At 58.9% G+C, this 25920-nt stretch carries 21 protein-coding genes and 3 tRNA genes; 16 read left to right on the top strand and 8 right to left on the bottom strand.

Annotated features, from left to right (window positions below; genetic code table 11):
- From carB to FTE24_RS13755, 6 genes are all read left to right on the top strand, one after another.
- The gene (gene carB, locus FTE24_RS13780; protein ID WP_150230233.1) at window positions 1-3225 is read left to right on the top strand and encodes a carbamoyl-phosphate synthase large subunit; all 3225 of its coding nucleotides are present in this window, start codon (window positions 1-3) and stop codon (window positions 3223-3225) included.
- Window positions 3226-3337: 112 nt separating this feature from the next.
- Window positions 3338-4075, top strand: a complete 738-nt coding sequence (pyrF, locus tag FTE24_RS13775) for an orotidine-5'-phosphate decarboxylase (protein WP_272915078.1) — start codon at window positions 3338-3340, stop codon at window positions 4073-4075.
- The gene (pyrE, locus tag FTE24_RS13770) at window positions 4072-4713 is read left to right on the top strand and encodes an orotate phosphoribosyltransferase (protein ID WP_150230230.1); all 642 of its coding nucleotides are present in this window, start codon (window positions 4072-4074) and stop codon (window positions 4711-4713) included. Before pyrF ends, pyrE begins: the two co-directional genes overlap by 4 nt.
- Before the next feature lie 217 nt (window positions 4714-4930).
- Entirely contained in the window at window positions 4931-6487 is a 1557-nt protein-coding gene (locus tag FTE24_RS13765; protein ID WP_150230228.1) for an ABC transporter substrate-binding protein, read from the top strand.
- Window positions 6488-6551: 64 nt separating this feature from the next.
- A tRNA-Met gene (locus FTE24_RS13760) sits at window positions 6552-6625 on the top strand.
- Window positions 6626-6673: 48 nt separating this feature from the next.
- Window positions 6674-6747 (top strand) — tRNA-Ile (locus tag FTE24_RS13755).
- Window positions 6748-7392: 645 nt separating this feature from the next.
- Here FTE24_RS13755 and FTE24_RS13750 read toward each other — a convergent pair.
- On the bottom strand, window positions 7393-8568 hold the full coding sequence (locus FTE24_RS13750) for a serine hydrolase domain-containing protein (protein WP_150230225.1): 1176 nt from the start codon (window positions 8566-8568) through the stop codon (window positions 7393-7395).
- Window positions 8569-8688: 120 nt separating this feature from the next.
- Window positions 8689-9492, bottom strand: a complete 804-nt coding sequence (locus FTE24_RS13745) for a helix-turn-helix domain-containing protein (protein WP_150230222.1) — start codon at window positions 9490-9492, stop codon at window positions 8689-8691.
- A 155-nt stretch (window positions 9493-9647) separates the two neighbouring features.
- On the opposite strand from FTE24_RS13745, the gene FTE24_RS13740 reads away from it, so the two are divergent.
- The 3 genes from FTE24_RS13740 to FTE24_RS13730 all read left to right on the top strand — a co-directional run bounded on the left by FTE24_RS13740 (window position 9648) and on the right by FTE24_RS13730 (window position 13101).
- Window positions 9648-10805, top strand: a complete 1158-nt coding sequence (locus tag FTE24_RS13740; RefSeq protein ID WP_150230219.1) for a glycoside hydrolase family 88 protein — start codon at window positions 9648-9650, stop codon at window positions 10803-10805.
- On the top strand, window positions 10799-11947 hold the full coding sequence (locus tag FTE24_RS13735) for a DUF2264 domain-containing protein (protein WP_150230216.1): 1149 nt from the start codon (window positions 10799-10801) through the stop codon (window positions 11945-11947). Before FTE24_RS13740 ends, FTE24_RS13735 begins: the two co-directional genes overlap by 7 nt.
- Before the next feature lie 203 nt (window positions 11948-12150).
- On the top strand, window positions 12151-13101 hold the full coding sequence (locus tag FTE24_RS13730) for a ring-cleaving dioxygenase (protein ID WP_150230214.1): 951 nt from the start codon (window positions 12151-12153) through the stop codon (window positions 13099-13101).
- 93 nt (window positions 13102-13194) lie between these two features.
- On the opposite strand, the gene FTE24_RS13725 is transcribed toward FTE24_RS13730, so the two are convergent.
- Window positions 13195-13344: a hypothetical protein gene (locus FTE24_RS13725; RefSeq protein ID WP_160441764.1), complete on the bottom strand. Its 150-nt coding sequence runs from the start codon at window positions 13342-13344 to the stop codon at window positions 13195-13197.
- A gap of 219 nt (window positions 13345-13563) precedes the next feature.
- Here FTE24_RS13725 and FTE24_RS13720 point away from each other — a divergent pair, with 219 nt between their 5' ends.
- A complete protein-coding gene (locus FTE24_RS13720) occupies window positions 13564-13794 on the top strand; it encodes a hypothetical protein (RefSeq protein ID WP_141446244.1) in 231 nt (76 codons plus the stop codon).
- Window positions 13795-13932: 138 nt separating this feature from the next.
- On the opposite strand, the gene FTE24_RS13715 is transcribed toward FTE24_RS13720, so the two are convergent.
- The 5 genes from FTE24_RS13715 to FTE24_RS13695 all read right to left on the bottom strand — a co-directional run bounded on the left by FTE24_RS13715 (window position 13933) and on the right by FTE24_RS13695 (window position 16671).
- A complete protein-coding gene (locus FTE24_RS13715) occupies window positions 13933-14559 on the bottom strand; it encodes an FMN-dependent NADH-azoreductase (protein WP_150230211.1) in 627 nt (208 codons plus the stop codon).
- A gap of 319 nt (window positions 14560-14878) precedes the next feature.
- Window positions 14879-15016 carry a hypothetical protein gene (locus FTE24_RS13710; protein ID WP_160441763.1) on the bottom strand — a complete coding sequence of 46 codons (138 nt, stop codon included), beginning with the start codon at window positions 15014-15016 and terminating at the stop codon, window positions 14879-14881.
- A gap of 510 nt (window positions 15017-15526) precedes the next feature.
- The gene (locus FTE24_RS13705) at window positions 15527-15901 is read right to left on the bottom strand and encodes a DUF202 domain-containing protein (RefSeq protein WP_160441762.1); all 375 of its coding nucleotides are present in this window, start codon (window positions 15899-15901) and stop codon (window positions 15527-15529) included.
- Between the two features lie 15 nt (window positions 15902-15916).
- Window positions 15917-16282: a NucA/NucB deoxyribonuclease domain-containing protein gene (locus FTE24_RS13700; protein WP_237401762.1), complete on the bottom strand. Its 366-nt coding sequence runs from the start codon at window positions 16280-16282 to the stop codon at window positions 15917-15919.
- 206 nt (window positions 16283-16488) lie between these two features.
- Window positions 16489-16671: a hypothetical protein gene (locus FTE24_RS13695; RefSeq protein WP_141446240.1), complete on the bottom strand. Its 183-nt coding sequence runs from the start codon at window positions 16669-16671 to the stop codon at window positions 16489-16491.
- Between the two features lie 336 nt (window positions 16672-17007).
- Here FTE24_RS13695 and FTE24_RS13690 point away from each other — a divergent pair, with 336 nt between their 5' ends.
- From FTE24_RS13690 to FTE24_RS13670, 6 genes are all read left to right on the top strand, one after another.
- Window positions 17008-18825 (top strand): APC family permease, encoded by a 1818-nt coding sequence (locus tag FTE24_RS13690; RefSeq protein ID WP_141446239.1) that lies wholly within the window; start codon window positions 17008-17010, stop codon window positions 18823-18825.
- Between the two features lie 176 nt (window positions 18826-19001).
- Window positions 19002-19244 carry a hypothetical protein gene (locus FTE24_RS23060; protein ID WP_150230204.1) on the top strand — a complete coding sequence of 81 codons (243 nt, stop codon included), beginning with the start codon at window positions 19002-19004 and terminating at the stop codon, window positions 19242-19244.
- A gap of 427 nt (window positions 19245-19671) precedes the next feature.
- Window positions 19672-21372 (top strand): methyl-accepting chemotaxis protein, encoded by a 1701-nt coding sequence (locus FTE24_RS13685; RefSeq protein ID WP_150230201.1) that lies wholly within the window; start codon window positions 19672-19674, stop codon window positions 21370-21372.
- Between the two features lie 203 nt (window positions 21373-21575).
- A tRNA-Leu gene (locus tag FTE24_RS13680) sits at window positions 21576-21658 on the top strand.
- A gap of 261 nt (window positions 21659-21919) precedes the next feature.
- Window positions 21920-23047, top strand: coding sequence for a glycoside hydrolase family 88/105 protein (locus FTE24_RS13675; protein ID WP_150230199.1), 1128 nt, complete (start codon window positions 21920-21922; stop codon window positions 23045-23047).
- A 182-nt stretch (window positions 23048-23229) separates the two neighbouring features.
- Entirely contained in the window at window positions 23230-25476 is a 2247-nt protein-coding gene (locus FTE24_RS13670; RefSeq protein WP_150230196.1) for a helix-turn-helix domain-containing protein, read from the top strand.
- The last annotated feature ends 444 nt before the right edge of the window (window positions 25477-25920 follow it).

Raw genomic sequence — 25920 nt, 5'->3', positions numbered from 1 at the left:
ATGCCGAAAAACGACAAACTCAAAAAAATTCTGGTGATCGGTTCGGGCCCGATCGTAATCGGTCAGGCGGCCGAGTTCGATTATGCCGGTACCCAGGCGTGCCAGGCTCTCCGTGAAGAAGGCGTGGAAGTCGTCCTGATCAACAGCAACCCGGCTACGATCATGACCGACACGAACATGGCCGACAAAGTATATATCGAACCGATCACGCTCGAATTCGTGACGCAGATCATCCGCCACGAACGTCCGGACGGCCTGCTGCCGACGCTCGGCGGCCAGACCGGCCTGAACATGGCGGTTGAATTGGCGCGCGCCGGCGTGCTTGAGAGCGAGAACGTCAAGCTGCTCGGCACCCAGTTGGAATCGATCGAAAAAGCGGAAGACCGCGATTTGTTCCGCGATCTGATGCGTGAGCTGGAACAGCCGGTTCCGGACAGCGTTATCGTGACGACGCTCAACGAAGCGCTTGATTTCGCGGGCGAGATCGGCTATCCGATCATCGTGCGTCCGGCCTACACGCTGGGCGGCACCGGCGGCGGGATCTGCGTCGACGAAGAAGAACTGCGCGAGATCGTCGTATCCGGCCTGCGCTACAGCCCGATCGGGCAGTGCCTGGTCGAGCGCAGCATCGCCGGCATGAAGGAAGTCGAATACGAAGTGATGCGCGACGCCAACGATAACTGTATCGTCGTCTGCAACATGGAGAACTTCGATCCGGTCGGCGTACATACCGGCGACAGCATCGTCGTCGCGCCGAGCCAGACGCTGTCCGACCGCGAATACCAAATGCTGCGTTCCGCATCGCTCAAAATCATCCGCGCGCTGAACATCGAAGGCGGCTGCAACGTGCAGTTCGCGCTCGATCCGCACAGCTTCCAATATTATGTTATCGAAGTGAATCCGCGGGTCAGCCGCTCGTCGGCGCTCGCTTCCAAAGCGACCGGCTACCCGATCGCCAAAATGGCTTCCAAGATCGCGCTCGGCTACACGCTGGACGAGCTGATGAACCCGGTTACCGGGCAGACGTACGCCTGCTTCGAACCGGCGCTCGACTACATCGTGTCGAAGATCCCGCGCTGGCCGTTCGACAAGTTCATGCACGCCAACCGCAAGCTTGGCACGCAGATGAAAGCGACCGGCGAAGTCATGGCGATCGGCCGCACATTCGAAGAATCGATTCAAAAAGCGGTCCGTTCGCTGGAGATCGGCACGCACCGCCTGCTCGTCAAAGGCGCCGACGCGCTGAGCGAAGAAGACTTGAACAGCCGCCTGGCGAAGCCGGACGACGAGCGCATGTTCCTGATCGCCGAAGCGTTCCGCCGCGGCTACGCGCTGGAGACGATCCAGGATCTGACCAAGGTCGACTGGTGGTTCCTCGACAAGATCGAGCGCATCGTCGTGTTCGAGACGGTGCTGGCCGAGACCGACGAACTGTCGGACGAGCTGCTGACCGAAGCGAAGCGCATGGGCTTCACCGACCGTGCGATCGCCGAACTGCGCGCGCAGGGACGCGAGAACGGAAGATTGACCAAGGAAGCCGACGTGCGCGCCTACCGCAAAGAGATCGGGCTCGTGCCGGTCTACAAAATGGTCGATACGTGCGCGGCCGAGTTCGAATCGGAGACGCCGTACTACTACTCGACGTACGAGCAGGAGAACGAAGTGACGCAGACGGACAAAGAGAAGATCATCGTGCTCGGTTCCGGCCCGATCCGTATCGGCCAGGGCATCGAGTTCGACTACTCGACCGTCCATGCCGTCTGGGCGATCCGCAAAGCCGGTTACGAAGCGATCATTATCAACAACAACCCGGAGACGGTCTCGACCGACTTCAACACGTCCGACCGTCTCTACTTCGAGCCGCTCTTCTTCGAAGACGTCATGAACGTCATCGAACAGGAGAAGCCGATCGGCGTCATCGTGCAGTTCGGCGGCCAGACGGCGATCAACCTCGCGAAGCCGCTGCAGGACGCGGGCGTGAAGATTCTCGGCACGTCGCTCGACAGTATCGACGAAGCGGAAGACCGCAAGCGGTTCGAAGCGATGCTGTCCCGTCTTGATATTGCGCAGCCAAAAGGCAAAACGGTCACTTCGGTCGACCAGGCGGTCGAAACGGCGGAAGGCCTCGGCTATCCGGTACTCGTGCGTCCGTCGTACGTGCTCGGCGGCCGCGCGATGGAGATCGTGTACTCCGACGAAGAGCTGCTCAGCTACATGAAGGAAGCGGTAGACATCAACCCGGAGCATCCGGTTCTGATCGACCGTTACATGCTCGGCAAGGAAGTCGAAGTCGACGCGATCTGCGACGGCGAGACGGTGCTCGTGCCGGGCATCATGGAACATATCGAACGTGCGGGCGTTCACTCCGGCGACTCGATCGCGGTGTATCCGCCGCAGCATCTGTCCAAAGAACTGCAGGAGAAAGTCGTCGATATCACGATTCGTATCGCGAAAGAGCTGAAGACGATCGGCCTGCTCAATATCCAGTTCGTTATTTTCCAAAATGAAGTCTATGTTATCGAAGTGAATCCGCGTTCGTCGCGTACGGTACCGTTCCTGAGCAAAGTTACGGACATTCCGATGGCGAACCTCGCGACGCAGGCCATTCTCGGCGTCAAGCTGGCGGATCTGAACTACAAAGAAGGACTGTGGCCGGAAAGCAATCAGGTCGCGGTCAAAGTGCCGGTGTTCTCGTTTGCCAAGCTGCGCCGCGTCGAGCCGACGCTCGGACCGGAAATGAAGTCGACAGGCGAAGTTATGGGCCGCGACAAACATTACGCCAAAGCGCTGTACAAAGGTCTTGTCGGCGCGGGCATGAAGATTCCGTCCACCGGATCGATCATCGTCACTGTCGCCGAAAAAGACAAAGCGGAAGCGGTCAAGCTGATGGAAGGCTTTTACACGCTGGGTTACTCGATCATGGCGACCGGAGGCACGGCCAAAGCGCTTGAAGACGCCGGCATCCCGGTAACGCGCGTCAACAAGCTGAGCGAAGGCGAGCCGAACATTCTGGACAAAATCCGCAGCGGAGAAGCGAACTTCGTGTTCAATACGCTAACCAAAGGCAAAACGCCGGCGCGCGACGGATTCCGTATCCGCCGCGAAGCGGTCGAGAACGGCGTCGTCTGCATGACTTCGCTCGATACGGTCGCGGCGCTGCTGGACATGCTGGAGACGGTAAGCTTCACGTCCCGCGCTATGCCGGTCGGAGCGCAGAGTCTGTAATCATCGACAACCGGAACAGCGAACAATGACAGGCGCCATGCAGATTTTGCGGGCGCCTGTCGTCTGCGCGCCGGGCCGGATACCGTCGCAACACGGAAAAGGGAGGAACCCCATGACTTCGATCCATACTTCGCCGATGGCGCAGCGGCTTATGGTCGCGCTCGATTACCCGGACGACCGGGCGGCGCGGCAGCTCATGCTGAGCCTGGAAGGCATTCCCTGCTATATGAAAGTGGGCATGCAGCTTTTTTATCAAGCGGGACCGCAGTTCGTACGCGAGCTCAAAGAGCGGGGATACTCGGTTTTTCTCGATTTGAAAATGCACGACATCCCGAATACGGTCAAAGGCGGCGCGAACAGCATCACGAAGCTCGGCGTCGACATGTTCAACGTGCACGCCGCGGGCGGTTCGGCCATGATGGCCGCCGCAATGCGGGGCGTGGAAGAAGCTTTGGCGGCGGATTCGGCGCTGGGCCGGCCGCTCGTGATCGCGGTCACGCAGCTGACGAGCACCAATCTGGGCACGATGAACGAAGAGATCGGCATCCCGGGCAGTATCGAAGACGCAGTTATCCGCTACGCGAAGCTTGCGGCCGGCGCCGGCCTGGACGGCGTCGTGGCCAGCCCGCTCGAAGCGCAGGGCATCAAGGACGCCTGCGGCGCGCATTTCCGTACGGTAACGCCGGGTATCCGGCCCGCGGGCAGCGCGGCGGACGATCAATCGCGCACGAAGACGCCGGGCGAAGCGATCGCCGGCGGCAGCGACTATATCGTCGTCGGCCGGCCGATCACCGCCGCAGCCGATCCGAGAGAAGCGATCATTCGAATATTGGAGGAGATGACACAATGACGACTCATACGGCAACGGAAGCGAAAATTGCGGCAGATCTGCTGAACATCGGCGCGGTGGCGCTGAGCCCCGACGAACCTTTTACATGGACATCGGGCATCAAATCCCCGATCTACTGCGACAACCGCCTGACGATGGCGTACCCGGAAGTGCGCGAGCGGATCGCGGACGCTTTCGCCGAATTGATCCGGACGGAATACCCGGACGCGGAAGTCATCGCCGGAACGGCGACGGCCGGCATTCCGCACGCGGCTTGGGTGGCGCAGAAGCTGAACCTGCCGATGGCGTATATTCGCGACAAAGCCAAAGGCCACGGCAAGCAGAACCAGATCGAAGGACTGATCAAGGCAGGGCAGAAAGTCGTCGTGATCGAAGACCTGATCTCCACCGGCGGCAGTTCCCTCAAGGCGGCGCTGGCCGTGCGCGAAGCCGGAGCGGAGCCGCTCGCCGTACTCGCGATTTTCAGCTATCAGCTGGACCGCGCGACTTCCGCTTTTGCCGAGGAGAATGTGCCGCTTGCGACGTTGTCCAACTATACGGCGCTGATGCAGACGGCGCTTGAGCTTGGCACGATTCAAGAGAGCCAGGTCGAGCTGCTCCAATCGTGGCGTGCGGACCCGTCGGCGTTCGGCCGCTGATCGACACCCTTATCACTCAGGCAAGGCCGGAATCCGCAATCGGAATTCCGGCCTTTTGACGATTTCCCGGCGGGCGTCTCTGGACGGCCTCTGCGCAATGGGTTAAGCTTGTTCCAAGAATGATTCTCAAAATAAACCGTCATATCCGTAACCAATCCCACGATATCGGCGTTCATACAAGCGGGACGTCACCCAGACAACGAGAGGGGCAGGGATCATGAAGAGGTTGACCAGACCGTACTGGACGGGCATGATAACCCTATTGACGGGGCTGCTTGTGCTGCCGGGCTGTTTTTCGGAGAATGACCCGCCGAAGCCGACGCTGCATGCGGAAGGTGCTGCCGGCGAGTCCGCCGGCAATCGCGGAAGCGGCGATACGCTGCGGATCGGTATCTTGACCGGCGAAGCCGGAGATCGCTATTATCGCGAAGCCTACACGGACGTTTACGAATATATGCACCCCGAGCTCGATATACAGATCGTGCCTGCCGTCGACACGTCTCGCTACCGGTATCTCGATCCGGACTCGGAGCAGTACCGACCGGAAGTTCCATTGGATGAGCTTAAAAAGTTGACCGAAGGCGACGACCCGGTCGACGTGCTGATCCTCGATCCCGAGACGCTGCGCGCGGCCGCAAGTAACGGCTGGACCGCACCGCTGGCGCCTTATCTGGCGCAGACGGGCGCAAGCGAACAGGACTTCGCTCCGGCCGTTATCGGCGGACTCAAAGAGCTTGGCGGCGGCGAACTGTACGCGCTGGCGCCGGAGTATGCGTCGTCCGCGCTGTACTACAACGCCGACTGGTTCGAGCGCAGCGGGGTCAAGCCGCCGGAAGACGGTATGACGTGGGACGAGATCTTCGCGCTGGCCCGCGCGGCGAGCGGAGAAAATGCCGACAAAGGGCATGTGTACGGATTGTCTTTTACCCAGACACTCGCGGAAGATCCGCTCTGGGCGATCCGCCTGTACACCGATCCGCTCGGGCTGTCGACGTTCGATTCGGACAAAGGCGAGATGACCGTCAATACGCCGCAGTGGCTGGACGTCTGGACGAAGCTTGCCGATATGGCGCAGCAGGAAGCGATACCGCTCAATCTTCGCCCGAATACCGATCCGGACCGCTATGATCCGTTCGGCGGCGACCTGTTCCTCGGCGGGCAGACGGCCATGACGATCGCCGACAGCAGCTACGCGTCGAACTTGCAGACGGCGTCGCGCAACGCGGAGCGGATCGAAGGCTTCGACGCGTTCAAATGGAACACCGTGACGCTGCCGGTCCATCCCGGCCGGGAAGGGATCGGCGCCGGGGTCAAGCTCGGCGATACGTTCTCGATCGTCGCTTCGAGCAAGAAGAAGGCCGAGGCGTGGGCGTTTATCGACTTCGTGACCGGCGAGCGGATGCAGGGCATGGAGCTGCACGATCCGTACCGGATGCCGAGCCGGCTGAGCGCGATCGCGCAGGAAGCGGAGCGTCACGGCTACCGGAGCGAAGCGTTCACGCAGCTGCGGCCCGCCGAGCCGATCGCCGAGCGCGAAGAGAAAGCCGTACAGGAAAATCCGCAGCTGTGGCAGATCAGCGATGCCGGCCGTCAGCTGTTCCAGCGCGTGCTGCGCGGCGAACTTCCGGCGAAGCAGGGACTGGAACAATGGGAGAACGAAGGCCGCCGCTGGCTCAAGGGTCCGTTCGCCGAAGACGGCACGCTTGCGCTTGGCGAGCGGGACTTTGGACAAGGACTTGCGGGCCTGTATAGACCGATGCTAAAAAGCTCTTGACTTGACGGTACGCAGGGGTTATACTATTCAATGTTGCTGTTCACGGATAGCACATTGAAAATGTCGCGGGGTGGAGCAGCTCGGTAGCTCGTCGGGCTCATAACCCGAAGGTCGCAGGTTCAAATCCTGCCCCCGCAATTGAAGCAAGATTGTCCCGGCTCGGTCTTCCGGCCGCAACCGGAACCAGGGCCCTTAGCTCAGTTGGTTAGAGCTACCGGCTCATAACCGGTTGGTCACAGGTTCGAGTCCTGTAGGGCCCATTATGGCAAAAACCCTTACGCAGTAAGGGTTTTTTTGCGTTTGGAGATAAGATGCGTACGTTCTGACAAGTAATCCCGGTCTTCTTCGAAAGTTAAAACAGCCCTTACTTTCCAGAGTAAAGGCTGTCCAAAGTTCCCCTAATCAAATAAAACTCCAACAAAACAAACCGCTCTTTTGCGCTCTGATCCAACTCATGCCCAGCCCAGCTCAACCCAATCCAACCGAAATAAGTGCACCACTACACTTATTCCCGCTAAAAACCGACCAAATCGCAAATAACTGCACAGATCCATTTATTTGGCGGGAAAATGGTTTTTCAATCGCCTGTATGAGTAAATAACTGCCCTCACGCAGTTATTCTGCTCAAACCGGGCATCCAACACGGAAATAACTGCTCTCACGCAGCTATTCCCTCCCACACCAGCTCATTCACTCACTCAAACGTACCCTTCCGCCCAGACACGCCTACTCACCCACGTCCTTCCGTCTACGCGCCTGTTCATTCACTCACTCAAACGTACCCTTCCGCCCAGACACGCCTACTCACCCACGTCCTTCCGTCTACGCGCCTGTTCATTCACTCACTCACATTCGCCCACCCATCTACACGTTCATCCGCCAACTCCGCTCCAGTCTTACACCCCCTACAACCCCGCAAACACCAAATTCCGCAATTTCCGCGTTACCGCAAGGGTGCCGGAGTCTCTTTTTTGCACCATAAACAGGAATGTCAGCTTGTCGAGCGGGCTGTTGGCGAAGTAGGCGCCGAGCCAGCCGTCCCAGCCGTATTCGCCGACGCTGCCGAGCAGGCCGGCTTGGCCGGGGTGGGTCAGGACGCGCATCTGGCTGCCGTAGCTGTGGCCGATCAGCGAATGCCAGCCGGCGAAGCCGGCCTGTTGGCGGTCGCTCAGCGCTGCGGAAGTGAGCTGGCGGACGGTTCTCGGCTTCAGCAGACGGGCGCTGCCGAGGCAGCCTTCATTGAGCAGCATCGTCGTGAATTTGGCGGCGTCGTCGATCGTGGAGCACAGTCCGGCTCCGCCGGACTCGAACGCCGGTTCCCGGTCGAAATGGTGCAGGATGCCGAGGTGGTCGCCTTCGTACAGCTTCAATCCGCCGTTCCCGTCGTCTTGAACCGTTTTCGACAGGCGTGTACGTTTACTTTCCGGCAGCCAGAAGCCCGTGTCGGGCATGTCCAGCGGCTCGAAGATTTCCCGTCGCAGAAACTCCCCGAACCGCATGCCGCTGACGATCTCCACGATCGCGCCGAGGATATCGGCCGATGTGCCGTAACGCCAGTCCGAACCCGGTTCGAACGCGAGCGGGCCCCGGCCCATCCGGTCGGTGAACTCGAGCGTGCCCATCGGACGATCGCCTTGGAGGCGGTCGCCAAGCTCCCGGAACAACGCTTCCGCGTGCTGCCCCGCCCGGTCTTCTCCGCCGTAGACCAGCCCCGACGTCATATGCAGCAGGTCGTGCACGTGGACTTCGCGGATCGGCGGAACAAGCTTGCCTTCCTGCTCGATCAGCGGACTGCCAAAAGACGGAATATACCGGCTCACCGGATCAAGCAGATCGATTTCCCCGCGCTCCACTAACATCATAATAGCGGTCGCCGTGATCGGCTTCGTCATCGAATAGAGGCGGAAGATGGCGTCCCGGGTCATCGGGCGTCCCGACTGTGGATCGGCGAGACCGTCTTCCAGGTAAAAAAGTTCGCGGCCCCCTTGCAGCACGAGCAGATTGGCACCGGCGATTTCCTGGCGTTCGATGCTTGTTCTCAGCGTTTTTTCCAAACTTGCGAGTGTATCGGATTGCAGCATGGTCGTAAGTCTCCTTTTTCCGGTTCAAATGGTTCTTCAAGTCTATCCCCAAGAAATAGTAAGCCTATTTGAAAAAGTTGTACAGGGGAAAGCATCGTTTTGGTGTTGGCGTCGGGACCTTCAGCGCGGTAACGTCTGCGTCCCCGTACAGCTTTTGCGGTATTGGCTCGGCGTTTTGCCGGTGAACTTTTTGAACTGCCGCATGAAATGGGTGTCGTTCTCGTAGCCGCACATGAGCGAGACGGAGCCGATCGACTGCGTGTCGTTTTCGAGCAAATATTTGGCGAATTCCAATCGGCTGCCGATCAGGTCGAGCGAGACGGGGGAGCCGAACAGTTCTTTGTACACGTGCTGAAAATGGGAACGGCTGAGATTGACTTCCGCCGCCAGTTCGTCGATCGTGTACCGCTGCTGCGGCGTGCTGTAGATCCGGCTGCGCAGTTCGGACAGTTGGGCGAAATAACGCGCCATGCGCTCCGAACCCGGACGCAGCCGGCGCAGATTGCCAAGCTTCAGCAGCAGGCCGCGCAGGTCGGAGTCGATAATCCGCTCCTGCAGCGGACCGCCGAGCCATGTGCTGCGCTGAAGTTCCATCACGAGCCGGGACAGCGAGCCCGAATGGACGGCGGGCACCGGTTCGTCGAGCGGCAGGTCAAGGTCCGACAGCAGTCCCGATACGTCCGCGCCGTCAAAATGCAGCCAGTCGTTGACGAACGAACGGTCGGCGCTGCGGTACCGGTAAGGCGTATCCGGGCGAAATATCATCCACGTGTCCGGCGATACGGTGACCGTGCGTCCGTTCACGGTAACGTGCGCATGGCTTTTGAACAGCACGAACACGTAGCGCCCCGAGCCGTTCGGCCGGTCGATCAGCAGGCCGTCGGGATGGGTGGAATGGTATCCGCACTTGGCGAGCTTGAGCATAAGCGGCTCCTCTCGATCACACAATCGATCAGTTTTTGCTCATTATAGGCTATCGCTTTGCCGCCATGCAAAATTTTATAGTAAAGAAGCGGACGGGACACGCCGGCATGCGGCGCAGCCCGCCAACTTTTGGTGAAGGAGTGGAGGATAACGCTATGCAATCATCCAACGACAAGCACGCGGCAATCGGCGAACACCGGGACTGGCTGGACTCGACGCTGGACAAATTGAAGGTGAAAATGTCGGCGGAATGCGCCCGGATCGGCGGAGGCATCCCGTATATTCCGGCGAACGGACGTTACGAAGACTGGGGCGTTCGGGACATCTACTGGTGGACGAACGGTTTCTGGCCGGGCATGCTGTGGCAGATGCACGAGGCGACAAGGGAAGCGGATTATCGCTCGGCGGCGGAGGAAGTGGAGGAGCGGCTCGACGAGGCGCTGCTCGGCTTCGACGGACTGCACCACGACGTAGGCTTTATGTGGCTGCACACGGCGGTCGCCAACTACCGGCTGACCGGCAGCGCCCGTTCCCGGAGCCGGGGACTGCAGGCGGCCAGCGTGCTCGCGGGACGCTACAATCCGGCGGGACGGTTTCTGCGCGCGTGGAACGACGAGCCGGGCAACAACCGCGCGGGCTGGATGATCGTCGACTGCCTGATGAACGTGCCGCTGCTGTATTGGGCGAGCGAAGAGACGCAGGACCCGAGATACCGGGACATCGCGATCGCTCATGTCGACACGGTGCTGCGCACGACGCTGCGGGCGGACGGTTCTGCGAACCATATCGTGATCCTCGATCCAGGCGACGGCACCGTATTGGACAAGCCGGGCGGTCAGGGCTTTGCCGAAGGTTCGTCGTGGAGCCGCGGGCAGGCCTGGGCGCTGTACGGCATGGCGTTGAGCCACAGGCATACGCGCAAAAGCGAATATTTGGACGCCGCGAAGCGGATCGCGCACTATTTTATCGCCAATGCCGCCATGACCGATTACGTGCCGCTGGCCGATTTCCGCGCGCCGGCGGAGCCGGTCGTACACGATACGACGGCGGCGGCCTGCGCGGCCTGCGGCCTGCTGGAGCTTGCCGAGGCGGTGGACGAGCACGAACGCCGGCTGTACGTCGAGGCCGCGATTCGCATGCTGCGGGCTTCGGAGCAAAAATTCGCCAACTGGGCGCCGGGCGAGGACGGTATCCTCGGAGGCGGGACAGTGGCGTACTTCAGCGAAGAGCGCGAAGTTCCGATCATCTACGGCGATTATTTCTTCGTTGAAGGCGTGCTGCGGCTGTCGGGGCAGGATCGGCATCTATGGTAAAATCGGACGGGACGCGCAAAGCCTGGGTCGATACGCTGCTTGCGATCGGCGATCCGGTTCTGGACGCGTTGGATCAGGGCGAGCTCAAACAGCGCCTGCCGACACACTTCCATCCCGAACGCGCCCGCTATGCGTGCCTGGAAGCGTTCGCGCGGCTCATCTGCGGCATGGCGCCGTGGCTGGAGCTTGAAGGGCTCGAAGGCGAGGAGGAGCACTTGAGGGCGCGCTGCCAGGACTCGGTACTCCGGGGCATCGCCGCCGCGACCGATCCGGACTCGCCGGATTACATGAACTTCTCGGACGAAGGCCAGCCGCTGGTCGATGCCGCTTTTCTCGCCCATGCGCTTGTACGGGCGCCGCGCGCGCTTGCGGGGCAGCTGCCGGAAAAGGTCAAGACGAGGCTGATCGCGGAGCTTCGCCGCACGCGGCGGACCGTTCCGCCCAAAACGAACTGGCTGCTGTTCAGCGCGATGGTGGAAGCGGCGCTGCATCTGCTCGGCGACGCGGACTACGACCGCATGCGGATCGATCTGGCGCTGCATCTGCATATGGACTGGTATCAGGGCGACGGACTGTACGGAGACGGACCGGAGTTTCGCTGGGATTATTACAACAGCTTCGTGATCCAGCCCATGCTGGTCGATCTGGTAGGGAGGTTCCGGCATCTTTCGCCCGATTATGCCAAAATGGAGAAGACGATCCGGTCCCGGGCATCGCGTTATGCGTCCGTACTGGAGCGGATGATCGCGCCGGACGGCACGTATCCGTATATCGGGCGTTCGCTCGCGTATCGATGCGGGGCGTTCCAGCATTTGGCACAGGCTGCGCTGCAGCATTTTCTGGAAGACAATTTGGCTCCGGCCCAAGTGCGCTGCGCGCTCACCGCCGTTATTCGGCGCAGTCTGGACGCGCCCGGCACGTTCGATACGGAAGGCTGGCTGACGCCCGGCGTGTACGGACATCAGCCGGAGCTTGCGGAAGGGTATATCAGCGCAGGCAGCCTGTATCTGTGTTCGACCGCGTTTCTGCCGCTGGGACTTGCGCCGGACGATCCGTTCTGGGCGGAGCCGGATATCCACTGGACGTCGGCCCAGATTGCGTCGGGAGCACGCGTCGGCGCGGATACGGCACTGCACAGCTGAGCGGAAGCGGGCGGCGCAGGGACGGGACCGGAGGAACCAAACACGGATTTTGGTAAAAAAACGTAGCTTGCCCGTGCTGTCGCGCGAGCGAGCTTTTTTCCATACCGCTTTCGCTTGACATTATCTTTAATCCAAGATATTATAAGGGCAACATAAAACTTTTAAATAAAGATTCTTAAAATAAAACATTCGGAGGGATTCAGATGAATAAACAAACGGCAGGGATCCACCATATCACGGCTATCGTCGGCCATCCTCAGGAAAATATCGATTTCTACGCAGGTGTGCTGGGGCTGCGGTTGGTGAAGCAGACAGTCAACTTCGACGATCCGGAGACGTATCATTTCTACTTTGGCAGCGAGGGCGGCAAGCCGGGTACGATCATGACGTTTTTCCCGTGGGCCAATGCGTATCGGGGCAAAGTGGGAGCGGGGCAGGTCGGCATCACATCGTTCGTTATCCCGGTCGGCTCGATCGGATTCTGGCAGGAACGCCTGGCCAAGTTCGACGTGCCGGTCACGGAGCTGAGCCGCTTCGGCGAGCGTTATCTCGAATTCGACGACCCGCACGGCCTGCATCTGGAGCTGGTGGAGCGGGCGGACGGGGAAGCCAACACGTGGACGTTCGGGGACGTGACGCCGGAGACGGCGATCAAAGGCTTCGGCGGCGCGACGTTGCTGTCGGCCCAGCCGGATAGGACCGCCGAGCTGCTGGAAAAAGTGCTGGGGCTTACGTACGTCGGCACCGACGGCGACCTGGCCCGATACCGCTCGACGGCGGATATCGGCAATCTGATCGACTTGAAAATGACGCCTGTCGCGCGGGGCACGATGGGCGTCGGTACGGTGCATCATATTGCGTGGCGGGCCGAAGACGACGCCGACCAGTTGGCCTGGCAGAATTACGTCGCGGATCACGGATACGGCGTGACGCCGGTGCAGGACCGCAACTACTTCAACGCCGTCTATTTCCGCGAGCATGGCGAGATCCTGTTCGAGATCGCGACCGACCCTCCGGGCTTCGCGCATGACGAGACGCCGGAGACGATGGGCACGAAGCTGATGCTGCCCGCCCAATACGAAGCGCATCGTGCGCAGCTGGAACAGACGCTGATTCCGTTCGAAGTTCGCAGCCTGGATACGAAGCGTTCCTGAAGCGGAGCGGCCGACTCCGTTCGCGAACACACCTGCACTCCCGGCGGAGTGCGGGTTTTTCGGCGCGCGGACACGGGATCGGTCCCGGCCCCGTTAATTCAAAAAGCTCAGCAGAGCCCGGAACAGCAAGAAGATCAGCCGCGGAAAAGCAAGCAGCACTTCGACCAGTATTTCGACAAAAGCCCATTTGCCGTCATTGTTTCCCGAACGCCTGCCGCTGCGTCTGCGCATGCTTCTTGCCATTTTACCGTCTCCTCCCGGTTATCTCTAGGGTACCTCTTTATATACAACTTATTAATATACCCGTTTCACGGAAGACGAAACGAACGGCGGTCGAAAAGTTTGCTTTTCACAGCCTAAATATGTTAAAGTAAAGAGACTGCAAAAGGGGTACAATTGATAGCCGTGCTTTTCCATCGGTTCGGACTGTCCGTTAGTGGGTCCTTACAAAGGAGACTCCATATGGAATTGGAAGAACAGCAAGTCATGAAGGTACAGGCACATCTTCAGCGCATTTTTACGAACGGCTATTTTGTCGTGATTCGGGTACACAGTTCGGACGAGCTGTTTGTGGGACAGATTACGGAGCTTGACTTGAATGGCGGTAAGTTGACGATCGGAAGATGGGGAGAGTTGAAGCAGCTTGAGATTGAAGACATTTCAAGTACGGAAGTTCCCGGCCACGAAGAATAGACAAACTTAATGTTGATCGCATAGAATAGAGCGAAAGCTTCATCCTCGGGATGAAGCTTTTTTTTTGTGGTTATCCCTTTTTCGAGCATACAAAAAAAGCCCCGCCGAAGCGGAGCTTTTGACCGAAGTGGAACGATCTTAGAATTTGGCAGCCAGGTCGGCCGCTTGCTTGACGCCTTCTTCGATGATCGAAGCGGCGCGGTCCGGGAATTGGTTGTGTCCTTCGAGAACGACCACTTCCGGATTGCGGATGCCCCAGAAGCCGAGGGTGTTCTTCACGTAGTTGAGGGACATTTCCATGCCGCTCATCGGTTCTACGGAGTACACGCCGCCACGGGCTTGCAGCAGAGCGACTTTCTTGTCCGTTACGAGACCTACAGGACCTTCAGCGGTGTATTTGAACGTCTTGCCCGCTTGGTTCAGGTAGAACAGGTAAGTCAGCAGTTGAGCCGGAATCGTGAAGTTCCAGAGCGGGAAAGCGAACATGACTTTGTCCGCGCCGAGGAATTGATCCAGGTACGTGTTGGCCAGGCCGGCCAAACGCTGTTCTTCCGGAGTCGCTTCCATGCCTTGGGCCGCTTTGAACAATCCGCTCATCATATCGTTATCGTAGTAAGGAAGATCCGCTTCGAACAGGTTCAATTCGGTAATGATATCATCCGGGTGAGCGGCTCTGTAGCTTTGTACGAAGCTTTCGTACAGCTTGACAGTGGCCGATTGGTCGGCCGGACGGTTGTTTGCTTTAATGAAGAGAACGTGGGACATGGATGGTTTCCTCCTGAAATATCTTTTGTAGTTTAACTTTCTTAATTATAGTATATGAAATAAAATAAAGAGTCAACCCATTTTTTGAAAAAAAGAGAGCAAGCAAATTTTAATCCGATTTTCAGGTTGCTATCAGGTACGTTTAAGCTTGGGTCGGTATATTAACGGTACAACCCCTCTGTAACATAGACTTTAGCCCCGGTGCTTCGGCATCGGGGCTCTTTTTTTGTCCATATCCTTTAAACGACGCCAAAAAGCCCTCGCGAACGAGGGCTTGGCGATTGACGGCTTCATGCGGCCTGAACGGCCGCAGCGTCGATTACAGGAAAAACGACAGGCCGACGACGACGGCTACCGAGCCGAGCGTGAACAGCAGAATCGTGCGCAGTTCGCGAATCATAAGCAGGCCTTCCTGCTTGTGATGTTCTTCCGTACGCTGCAAAGTTCCTTTGGACATTTGGATTTCCTCCTTTCGAAGCGGATTCGATGGCGTTCGGAATCCGGGGAAAAGGCAGGAACGAACCCCTGAACTTGAGCGGCCTCAGCATGCGGTGCTTGCGCAGGATCGGAATGCGCGAATCCGCGTGCGGGCTGCGCGGAGCGAGCGCGAGAGGCGCCGCCGGAAGCCGCGGAAACAGCGGCAGGGCCGCGCTGTCGGGCGCCGGCGTCGAAGGCTGGGCGGCAGGCGGCGCATACGGATGCTGCTGATGGTAGCCCGCGTGCCGAAGCTCCGATTCCGGCACGCTGCCCGCCGTTCCCGGCAGCCGGACTTCCGGCAGCAGCACGAACAGCAGGCACAGCAGCGCAATCGCCGCTTTTGCGCCCAAGCACAAGCTTTTTCCAAGCATGTCTTTGCCTCCTTCCGTCCGGTTCTGCCTTCGCGTTCGTTCTATTTAATACCGTCTCGTATATTATGGGAACAAGAGAGGGACAGCGTCAAGAGATTCGGCGCGTCTGCGCCCCCGGTTCAGCCGAACAGCAGAAATCCGGCCAGCACGAACAAGAGGACGAACAGCACGAGCATGAATCCCAATGTCAAATTGACGATCAGGCGCGAAGAGCGGAACACGCCTTCGTTAATGTCCCGGCGTTTGCGCTGGTAATCGAGCGTCGCGGACAGCAGCAGCGAGAACGCGAACAGCAGCGAACCGACGCCGGCCGCGACCGCGAACAAATGGGCTTTTTCCCCGTAAGTCGAATTGAAGGTCAGCCCGGCGGCCAGAAAGCCGAGGCCCGCCACGGCGATGCACGTCCGCACCCAGGCCAGATACGTGCGTTCGTTGGCCAGATGCTGCTGGACGTATTTGTTTTCCGTCGATCCGGTCGATTGCGGTCCGTTCACAGACAGTTCCTCCGATCAGTTGAGAATGAACTCGACCTGCGTGCCGTCCGGGTAATCGTCCAGCGCGTGGCCGACCCAGGAACCGGCTCCCCGGTTGTCGGACGGTTCGACGTATTCGATATCCGCGCCCGTGCCGCCTTCTTCGCACATCGCCATCGGCCATTCGTCGCGATCGAAGCCTTTTTTGGTCGGGATGCCGCGCAGCGAATCGTCGCGGTTCTCCTCGGCGCCGTCACGGTCGATCGTGCAGACGCGGGATTCGCCGCTTGCGATCGCGTCCCGGATATGCGCGGCCGTAGCGGGATAGCGGTCGACGGGAAATTCGAGGCGAATCGTCTCGCCGCTGCCGCCGCTCCCGATATCGAGGTCCAGATCGAGCAGGGGACCGACGATTTTGTACAGCTGCGGGGCGAACAGGATCAGCAGGACGGCGAGGACGACCGTGATCACCGACGGCGCTTTGCCCTTTTTGTTGCGGGAATTCTTTTTGCTCACACGAAGAAGCCTCCTTAACCGGTAGTCGGAGCTTCATTATACCGGAAAAGAGGCTGTTTCGCGTGCACAAATTTATCGGCTGCGTTCAATGGCTACTTGTCGAGTTCTTCGGAATCTTCCGGATCGTCGATCAGGCTGTCTTCGCCTTTGAGATTGTCGCGGGTCACTTGGTCGAACGAACCCGGATCGGTCTCTTCGTAGCGCGGGTCGACATCGGGAATATCGTCCGGGCCCGGCCCTTTATCGTTTACGTCGGCTTCTCGGTCTCTGGTCATCACAGTCACCCTTTCTGGAGATCTTTTGGATATCTTTCTCTTAAAAAGGATACACGTTCCCCGCCCAAATGAATCATTTCGTAAAACGAGATCGTCCGACGTTCACAAAAGAAGCATTTACGCCTTGCGAACGAGATCGCACGCGCTGCGCTTCGCGTTGGGGATACCCACTCTTGAAAACGTGAAAAAAGGAACGAAAACGAATGAAAACGGCCTCAATCGGAGATTGCTAATTGGCGGCGAAATCCTTAAAGTAAAGCGGTAGATTCGCGGAACATGCTTTTTCGCACTTCGGATCTCGACCAATCCATCAATCGAAAAAGGAAGTTAACCGACATGACAGGCAAAATCAAAAGATTTCTGATCGGCAGACCGATGAAATCGAACGAACTTGAGGGCGAAAGACTCGGTAAGCTCAAAGCGCTCGCCATCCTCTCGTCGGACGCGCTGTCGTCCGTCGCGTACGGCACCGAACAAATTCTGCTCGTCCTCATCCTGGCGGGAGCCGCCGCTTTATGGTTCTCGCTGCCTATCGCGCTTGCGGTATTGGCTCTGCTGGCCATCCTGATCGTGTCTTACCGTCAGACGATTTTCGCCTATCCGGCAGGGGGCGGCGCGTACGTCGTCGCCAAAGACAACATCGGCAAGTTCTCCAGCCTGATCGCCGGAGGCTCGCTGCTCGTCGATTACATCCTGACCGTGGCCGTCAGCTCCTCGGCGGGAACGGACGCCATCACGTCGGCGTTCCCGATCCTGCACGACGAACGCGTCCTGATCGCGCTGGCGATGATCGTGTTCCTGACGCTTATGAATCTGCGCGGCGTCACGGAATCCGCTTCGGTGCTCGCGATTCCGATCTATGCGTTCGTCGTCTCGATCTTCCTGCTGATCGTGATCGGCACGATCAATTACCTGACCGGCGGAGCGCCGGCAGCCGCGCCGCAGATGGAAGCGGCCGTCTCGAACGTCAGCTTGTTCCTGCTGCTCAAAGCGTTCAGTTCCGGCTGTTCGGCGCTGACCGGCGTCGAAGCCGTCTCGAACGCCATTCCGAACTTCCGCGATCCGGCTCCCAAAAACGCGGCGGCGACGCTCGTGATGATGGGATTGATCCTCGGCGCGATGTTCACCGGCATCACGCTGCTCGCCTACTGGTACGGCATCCGTCCGGACGAGAAAGCGACGGTCATCTCCCAGATCGCGGAAGCGACATTCGGACGGAACTGGATGTACTTCGTTATTCAGGGCGTCACCGCGCTGATCCTGTTCCTGGCGGCCAATACGGCGTACTCCGCGTTTCCGCTGCTGGCGTTCATGCTGGCCAAAGACAAATACCTGCCGCATATGTTCATGGTGCGCGGCGACCGCCTCGGATTCTCGAACGGCATCATTTTCCTGAGCATCATGTCCGCCGTGCTCGTCGTGGCGTTCAAAGGCAATACGGAAAGCCTGATCCCGCTCTACGCCGTAGGCGTGTTCATTCCGTTCACGCTGTCGCAGCTCGGCATGATGATCCGCTGGATCAAGCACAAGCCCAAAGGCTGGCAGGGCAAGCTTGTCATCAACACGGTCGGGATGCTGACGACGCTGTCGATTACGCTGATCTTTATTTTCACCAAATTCGCGCAGGTCTGGGTCATCTTCGTGTTCCTGCCGATCGTCGTCTACCTGTTCGCCAAGATCTACCGCCATTACGCGAATACGGCCGATCAGCTGCGTATCGATCTTGCGGTCGACAAGCCGTGTATCAAAGGCAACACGGTCATCATCCCGGTATCGGGCATTACGCAGGTCGTGCGCAATACGGTCAGCTACGCCAAGACGCTGTCCGACAGCGTGGTGGCCGTCTATATCGGCTTCGACGACGAGTCGATCCGCAAAATGGAAGAAAAGTGGGCCGAGTGGGACCCCGGCGTCCGCCTGATCGTGCTCAAATCCCGCTATCGCAGCATCATGCGTCCGCTGCGCAAGTTCATCGAGACGGTCGAATGGAAAAAAGGCGAACACGACAACATCACCGTGCTTATTCCGCAGTTCATTACGAAGCATTGGTGGGAAGCGGTGCTGCATAACCAGACCAGCCTGATGATGCGCACGTACCTGCTGAACCACAAAGACGTCATCGTGACGACGGTGCCTTTCCATCTGCACAAGTGATGTCTTCATAGGAATGACCTGATCGAACCCACGATTCGAACCCCGATCCGCCTGCAGCCGCCGAACGAAATTCGGCGGTTTTTTTGTGCGGAAAAGGCGATTGTTCGCTTGAAAAGGAACTTATGTTCGCATATAATCAAGGTAACGAACAAATGTTCTTATTGGGAGGGAATCATATGCCGGTGAAATATGTGGGAGAAGTCGTCGAGATCGTATATATGGACAAGAACGGCCATCTGTCGCAGCGCAGAATCGAAGTTCACGGCATACGCGGCGGACGGGTCTATTCGACCTGCCTGACCAGCGGAGAACGCCGGACGTTTCTGCAGGAGCGGATACTGGCCTGCCGTCCGTCGCCGTTCCGCAGACGCGAGATGCCCAAGAACAAGCGGCTGCCGACGGTAGCGGCGAAGAAATAGCAGGGACTTATGATGATGCAGGCAGACATGACAAAAGGCCGTCCCGGAGGACGGCCTTTCTACCCGTGGCGCTATTTGCTTAACTTCCGTATCCCGCGCCATCGGACAATCTCTCTTTAGAGAGCTGCACCGATTCGGGTAAGGGACACGTTCAGCATGTCGTTACAGATGTGAACGCACCTCCTTTCTTTATTGAGGTTATAGTAGCACAGGCCGTCGCCGCTGCCAACCCTTTTTCGCATAAAAATTCCCAAGTCTTTATTCTCTACATTTAATAGTAAAAAGGTGAAAAATTCACAACAAAGATCCTTAAAGAGATAAGCCCCGACTAAGGTCAAATGAAATGCAGATAATTTTTTTCTAAAAAATTTGCAATTTTTGTCGATAAATAAGTTTGAAGCAACCAGAGACAGGAGAGAACAAGAAAATGAAGATTTCGATTCAGACCAAACTGTTAAGCGGGTTTTTGGGCGTCATCCTGCTGCTCGTCCTGATCAGCCTTGTGTCGCTCAGCAATCTCGACGGCATGGGCAGACAGGCCAAGGAAGTCAACACGAAGTGGATGCCGAGCGTGACGCTGCTGGGCACGATGAACGGAGACGTCTCGGACGTCGAACGCCTCGTACTGAACATGATCGTCGAAAACCGGTCGAGCCAGTTCGCTTCGATTCAGGAGAGCTACACGGCTTTGACGGCCAAAATCGAACAGGAACGCGTGCAGTACCAGCAGCTGATCCGTACCGAAGAAGAACAGCAGCTGTACGATCAGTTTTCGCAAAACTATGATGCTTTTATCGCCGAGCTGCCTCCGCTTATTCAGGCTGCGCAAAACAACCAGGCGGAGAGCGCGCGCGAACTGCATCGTCAAGCATACGAGACATGGAATACGGCGAACAGCAGCATCATGCAGCTGATCGAGCTGGATAACCGCGAAGCGAGCCTCAAGTCCGACGAAGCGGTCGACAAAGCCGGCTTTGCCACGGCGCTCGTGATCGGGCTGAGCGCAACCGCTATCGTGCTGGCGGTGCTGATTGCCGTTCTGCTCGGCCGGATGATCGCGATTCCGCTCAAGCGCGTGCAGAAAGCCGCGGAACGTATCGCCGCCGGCGATCTGACCGGCGAAGCGATCCGGGTTCGCGGCCGCGACGAGATCGGCGGGTTGGCGGAGTCCTTCAACGTCATGACGCTGAGCCTGCGCGAACTGATCGAGTCGGTCGCCGCTTCTTCGGAGCTGGTCGCCGCCTCTTCCGAGGAATTGACGGCAAGCGCCGAACAGAACAAGCTGGCGTCGGAGCAAATCGCCGCCACGGTGCAGGAGACGGCTGCCGGCACGATCCGCCAGGTCGATATCGCCGAGACGTCCGCGCAGGCGATGCAGGAGATGTCGATCGGCGCCGACCAGATCGCGACGCGGGCCCAGACGGTGTCCGAATCCGCGGCCGAAGCGTCGAACAAATCGCAGAGCGGTAACGAAGCGATCCGCGAAGCGATCGTCCAGATGGATTCGATTCGCGATTCGGTCGCGTCGATGAGCGGCGTCGTCAAGGAACTGGGTACGCGTTCGGAAGAGATCGGCACGATCACGAACGATATTACGGCCATTTCGTCGCAGACGAACCTGCTGGCGCTGAACGCCGCTATCGAAGCGGCCCGCGCCGGGGAAGCCGGCCGCGGCTTCGCCGTCGTCGCGGACGAAGTGCGCAAGCTGGCCGAGCAGTCTTCGGAATCGGCGAAGCGTATTACGGAACTGGTGTCGCTGATCCAGTCCGATACGCACAGCGCGATCACGGCGGCCGAGTCCAACGACCGCGAAGTGTACAAAGGCATCGAGCTGGTGTCGGCGGCGGGCAGCGCGTTCGAGAACATTCTCGAAGCGGTCGGCCAGGTCGCGAGCGATATCGAAGAAGTGTCGGCGGGCGCCGAACAGATGTCGGCCAGCACGACGGAAATTTTGCATTACGTACAGCAGAGTTCGACGATTGCCGGCGAAGCTTCGTCGGGCATGACCGAAGTCTCGGCCGCGACGCAGGAGCAGCTCGCTTCCATGGAAGAGATCGCTTCGTCTTCCTCTTCGCTGTCGGAGACGGCGGAGCAGCTGTACCAGAACGTCAACCGGTTCAAGATTTAATACATTCGACAGATTTCAATCGGCCTGAACCAAGCCGATCCTACTCCAAGCCCCGTTCCTCTCCGGAACGGGGCTTTCGGCTGTCGATCGCCGGGGTCGGGCAGACCGGGATTCGGCTCGCCGAATTGGCGAGTCGGTTATCATTGACACGGCAAATAAGGCCGTGCTATGATCTTTGAAGTCGGCAATATTTGGCGACCTAAGCCGGGGTGGTGGAATGGCAGACACAGCAGACTTAAAATCTGCCGGGAGCAGTCCCGTACCGGTTCGAGTCCGGTTCTCGGCATTCTCAGTTTTCAGGCGGGCGCCGTTTTTTCCTTTTGGGGAAAAAGCGGCGTCTTTTTTTGGCCTATTCGGTTCAACGTCATACAGCGCTGAATATGCCACGGCCTGTAAGCGCTTCAAATTTGATTGAAAAGGGTTACGGGCTGGCCTATAATAAGGCGGAGACGCGATAAGCGGACAGAAGATCGTCGAGCCGGTTCCCGGCCGCTGCCGCAGCGGCCGTTCGGGCGAAGATCGGCCAGCAAACGAATGGAGGAACGGCATGAACAACAACGGGATCGTGGAGCACGCAAGCAGGGAGACGCTGATCGGGGCATTGGAACGGGTAACGGATCAACTGATGCATTTGCAGCGTCCGGGCAACGAGCAGGAACTTCGGGCGCTTGAAGGCGAGGCGGAGCGCAGAGGTTATTTTGCCCGCGATTTCGGCATGGACGAATGGGATTGGCCGCAGGGCGTCGGTCTGTACGGCCTGGCGAAGATCGGTGCCTACTTCGGCGACGAGCGCTTCGCGGAGTATGCGCGGCCGTGGATGGCGGCGCGCTTCGAGCAGGGGCTGCCGAGCCGCAACATCAATACGACGGCTCCGCTGCTGTCGCTCATGGAGCTGGAAGAAGCGGAGGAGCTGAGCCTGGAGTGGGCGGAATGGCTCGCAAGCGGTCTGCCGCGTACGGAAGAGAACGGCTATCAGCACGTGACGACCGGCAGCACGTCGTCGGAATTGACGCTGAACGAGAACGAGATCTGGATCGATACGCTGTTTATGGCGATTCTGTTCACGGCGAAGATGGGCATCAAGCATGACCGCGAAGATTGGCGGCAGGCTTCGCTGCACCAACTGCTGTTACATATCAAATATTTGTACGACCGCAAAACGGGGCTGTTCTACCACGGTTGGCACTTTACCGGCCGGCATAACTTCAGCGAAGCGTTCTGGTGCCGGGGCAACGGTTGGTTCACGCTGGGCCTGCCGGAATATATCGACCTGATGCGTCCGTATCTGGACGAAGGCGTGCTGCTCTTTTTGACGCAGACGTTTCGTTCCCAGAGCGATGCGCTGCTGAGCCTTCAGCAGCCGGGCGGCCTGTGGCCGACACTGCTGGACGAACCGGACAGCTACACCGAGACGTCCGGCTCCGCGGCGATCGCGGCCGGTCTGCTGCTCGGCGTGCGGCGCGGCCTGCTGCCGGAACAATATGCCGAACCGGCCATGCGGACCGTGTCCGCGGTGCTGGAGCGGATCGATGCGGCCGGCGTCGTCGAAGGCGTCTCGGCCGGCACGCCGATCGGCAAGCTGCGCGGCGATTACGCGCGCATCGTCACTGCGCCGATGGCCTACGGCCAGGCACTGGCGATCGTGCTGCTGGGCGAAGCGCTGCACCGCAGCTAAGCCCGATCCGCGGCCGGCCCGGTTCTTGTGCTATAATTGCGGGAAATCGTGGAAGCGGGCGCTTCAATCGATCGCTTCGATCGCCTGCGTTCCCGGTCTGCCAAGCTTTATCCATCATGCCAGGCAGAGGCGCGCGGTAACGCGGCCGACTGCCCGGCGAACAGCGAGGAGGGAGTCACCCATTGTCGCGAACCTGGTATCGACGGCTGCTGCTGTCTTATTTTCCGATTTTTCTGCTGACCGTCACGATCCTGATTTTCACTTCGTTTGTCTTCGTCAACGATATTTCAAGGCAGGAAACGCAAAAAGCCGACCGGGCGGCTTCCCGCTATCTGGTGGACGAGGTGGACCGCGCGGTGCGCGAGACCGAAATGTCGGTGCTGGATACGGTGGAGAGCACGTCGGCGTACAAAGCTTATTTCGGCGGTGCCGAGATCGGCGACACGACGGATGTGTACACGATCGCGCGCAGCCTGCGCAATCTGACCGACGGTTCGCCTTATCTCGAATCGGTGTATCTGTACGACCGTAGAAACGACAGCGTGCTGACCCAGAGCGGGCGGACCGGCACGGACGGATTTTTCGATGCGGACTGGCTGGCCAGGATCGACTCGGACAAGCTTGCGCCGGGCTGGCAGCCGCTGCGGGAATACAAGCCCGACCTTTCCGCGCGCAATCCGGTGCGGGTGCTGACGATCAACAAAGACATGCCGCTGCCGTTCGGGTCGGAAGGGACGCTGGTCATCAACGTGAAGATGAGCGCGATCGAGCGGCTCGTCGACACCCGGGTGAACGAGAAGCTGTCGTTCCTGAACATTACGGGGCCCGGCGGAGCAGGGATCTATCAGGCGCATTCGGAACCTCCGGGCGAAGGCCGGGCGCTCAACGAGCTCAAGCTGGATCGCCTGAACTGGACGTTCCTGAGCGGCATCAAGGCCGGAAGCCTGTTCGGCTGGGTCTCGGTCATCTCTTACCTGTGGGTGGCGATCGCGGTCGGGACGGTCCTGTGCGCGATCGTGTACCTGATCTATATCACGCGCCGCAATTACAAGCCGGTGCAGGTCATCATGAACCGGATCGAAGCGCACCAGATTCGCACGATGGATCAGGGCGAAGCCCGGACCGACGAGCTGAAGATGATCGACGGCGTGCTGGAGAGCCTGATCCATCATACGCAGGATTACGAACAGAAGAGCCGGGAGAACCAGCTGCTTCAGCGCAGCCGGCTGTTCACCGAACTGCTGCGCAGCGAACGCACCGAACAGGCAGTCGAACGCCTGACGGCGCTGTCGCCGCTTGAAGGCGTCTCCGAATCGTCCCTTTTTGCCGTCGTCGTGCACGAAATCGAGAAATACGAGAGCGTGTTCCGCGACCGGTACACGCGCGGCGATCAAAATGCGCTCAAGTTCGCGCTGATGAACGTGTTCCAGGAGCTTGTGCGCGGGTCCGGCCTGCGCGCCTGGGCGGAATGGACCGGGGGCGACCGCCTCGCCGTCGTCTTCCTCGTCGAGGAAGAAGGCCCCGAGACGGCGGAAGCGCTGCGCAGCCTGGCCGAGAGCTATCAGACATGGGTGACGAGCCATCTTCGTCTGTCGCTGCGGTGCGGCATCGGTCCGGTGGTGCAGGGTCCGGAACAGATCCGCGCTTCGTTCGAAGCCGCGGAGTCGGTCATGCGGCACAAGCTGCTCATGAGCGGCGATATCGTGCTGGCCGGCGCGGAAGAATCGTCGCCGCGGCTGCTGGAGACATACAAATACCTGCAGACGATTGCCGAGCTGGTCAAGCAGTTCCGGATGTCGAACGGGCAGTGGAGAGATCAGCTGGAACGGCTGTTCGAGGAATTCGAGCGCGATTTCGTCCAGGACGAAGCGATCCGCTCGCTGATTCGGGCGCTGCTCCAAATGCTTCGCCGCGAAGTCGCCGTCATGTCCGATTCGCTGCAGGAGGCGCTGTCCGAAGAACAGACGGTAGTGTTCGAGCAGCGTCTGCTGGAAGCGGACACGCTGGACGAAGTCGGCGGCCTGCTGTCCGATTATTTGACGGATTTGTTCCGCTTGTACATTTCGGCCAGCGAAACGAAAAGCTACCGCGCAATGGTCAGCGAGATGAAAGCCTATATCGAAGAACATTTTGCCAATCCGGATCTGTCCCTGAAGCATCTGAGCGACCGGTTCCAGGTGTCGGGCAAGTACGCGAGTTATTTGTTCAAAACGGAATTCGGCATGAAATTCGTCGACTTTGTCACGGAGCTGCGCATGAAGGAAGCCGAGCGGCTGCTGCTGGAGTCGGAATGCCCGCTGCAGGATATTGCCCTCAAGGTCGGATACGCCAACGCCATTACGTTCGGCCGCGTGTTCAAGCGGATCTCCGGCATCACGCCGGGCGATTACCGCAGGCAGAAGCGCAATCTGCCGCCGGTCGAGAATTAACAACCGGCGTATTCGCCGCCCGGGCTTGCCCGCGGCGGCATTCGTCCGCTTGGCCGAATGAGGCCGATCGTGCACGAAGAAGACCCGAACCTCAGCCGCAGGCGCACGGACTTTCCCGTTTTCGGGAAGGACCCGGACGTCTGCGGCTTTTTTTGCGGAGAATAACTTGGATTAGGAAGGTTTGAAGTCGTTTTTCGACTGTAAAAGACGTGTACGAATCGGGGAGGTTGCACGAAAATGGTTTATAAATCGGGGTTTTTTAGGTTTTGTAAGCGATTTCTTGGCACTTTTTTATACGAAAACAGTCTTTTTGACGAAAAAAGAAGGTCGGATAAACCGAAAGGCGGTTTTTGGCGTCCTTTTCCAATCCGAAAGAGGTTTATTGCCAGTTCTAACTGCGATATGGAATACTGAGGTCACTCCGAAACGAGCGTCCGACAGTTT

The organism is Saccharibacillus sp. WB 17, from assembly GCF_008634075.2.
GTDB classification, from domain to species: Bacteria; Bacillota; Bacilli; order Paenibacillales; family Paenibacillaceae; genus Saccharibacillus; species Saccharibacillus brassicae.
Note: the sequence above shows the minus strand (reverse complement) of the source record. Positions and strands in the feature narration are given on the sequence as shown.

Bases quoted from the DNA above. Each gene is read 5' to 3' on its own strand.
- carB (WP_150230233.1), top strand. From the start codon at position 1: ATGCCGAAAAACGACAAACTCAAAAAAATTCTGGTGATCGGTTCGGGC.
- pyrF (WP_272915078.1), top strand. From the start codon at position 3,338: ATGACTTCGATCCATACTTCGCCGATGGCGCAGCGGCTTATGGTCGCG.
- pyrE (WP_150230230.1), top strand. From the start codon at position 4,072: ATGACGACTCATACGGCAACGGAAGCGAAAATTGCGGCAGATCTGCTG.
- FTE24_RS13765 (WP_150230228.1), top strand. From the start codon at position 4,931: ATGAAGAGGTTGACCAGACCGTACTGGACGGGCATGATAACCCTATTG.
- FTE24_RS13750 (WP_150230225.1), bottom strand. From the start codon at position 8,568: ATGCTGCAATCCGATACACTCGCAAGTTTGGAAAAAACGCTGAGAACA.
- FTE24_RS13745 (WP_150230222.1), bottom strand. From the start codon at position 9,492: ATGCTCAAGCTCGCCAAGTGCGGATACCATTCCACCCATCCCGACGGC.
- FTE24_RS13740 (WP_150230219.1), top strand. From the start codon at position 9,648: ATGCAATCATCCAACGACAAGCACGCGGCAATCGGCGAACACCGGGAC.
- FTE24_RS13735 (WP_150230216.1), top strand. From the start codon at position 10,799: ATGGTAAAATCGGACGGGACGCGCAAAGCCTGGGTCGATACGCTGCTT.
- FTE24_RS13730 (WP_150230214.1), top strand. From the start codon at position 12,151: ATGAATAAACAAACGGCAGGGATCCACCATATCACGGCTATCGTCGGC.
- FTE24_RS13725 (WP_160441764.1), bottom strand. From the start codon at position 13,344: ATGGCAAGAAGCATGCGCAGACGCAGCGGCAGGCGTTCGGGAAACAAT.
- FTE24_RS13720 (WP_141446244.1), top strand. From the start codon at position 13,564: ATGGAATTGGAAGAACAGCAAGTCATGAAGGTACAGGCACATCTTCAG.
- FTE24_RS13715 (WP_150230211.1), bottom strand. From the start codon at position 14,559: ATGTCCCACGTTCTCTTCATTAAAGCAAACAACCGTCCGGCCGACCAA.
- FTE24_RS13710 (WP_160441763.1), bottom strand. From the start codon at position 15,016: ATGTCCAAAGGAACTTTGCAGCGTACGGAAGAACATCACAAGCAGGAA.
- FTE24_RS13695 (WP_141446240.1), bottom strand. From the start codon at position 16,671: ATGACCAGAGACCGAGAAGCCGACGTAAACGATAAAGGGCCGGGCCCG.
- FTE24_RS13690 (WP_141446239.1), top strand. From the start codon at position 17,008: ATGACAGGCAAAATCAAAAGATTTCTGATCGGCAGACCGATGAAATCG.
- FTE24_RS23060 (WP_150230204.1), top strand. From the start codon at position 19,002: ATGCCGGTGAAATATGTGGGAGAAGTCGTCGAGATCGTATATATGGAC.
- FTE24_RS13685 (WP_150230201.1), top strand. From the start codon at position 19,672: ATGAAGATTTCGATTCAGACCAAACTGTTAAGCGGGTTTTTGGGCGTC.
- FTE24_RS13675 (WP_150230199.1), top strand. From the start codon at position 21,920: ATGAACAACAACGGGATCGTGGAGCACGCAAGCAGGGAGACGCTGATC.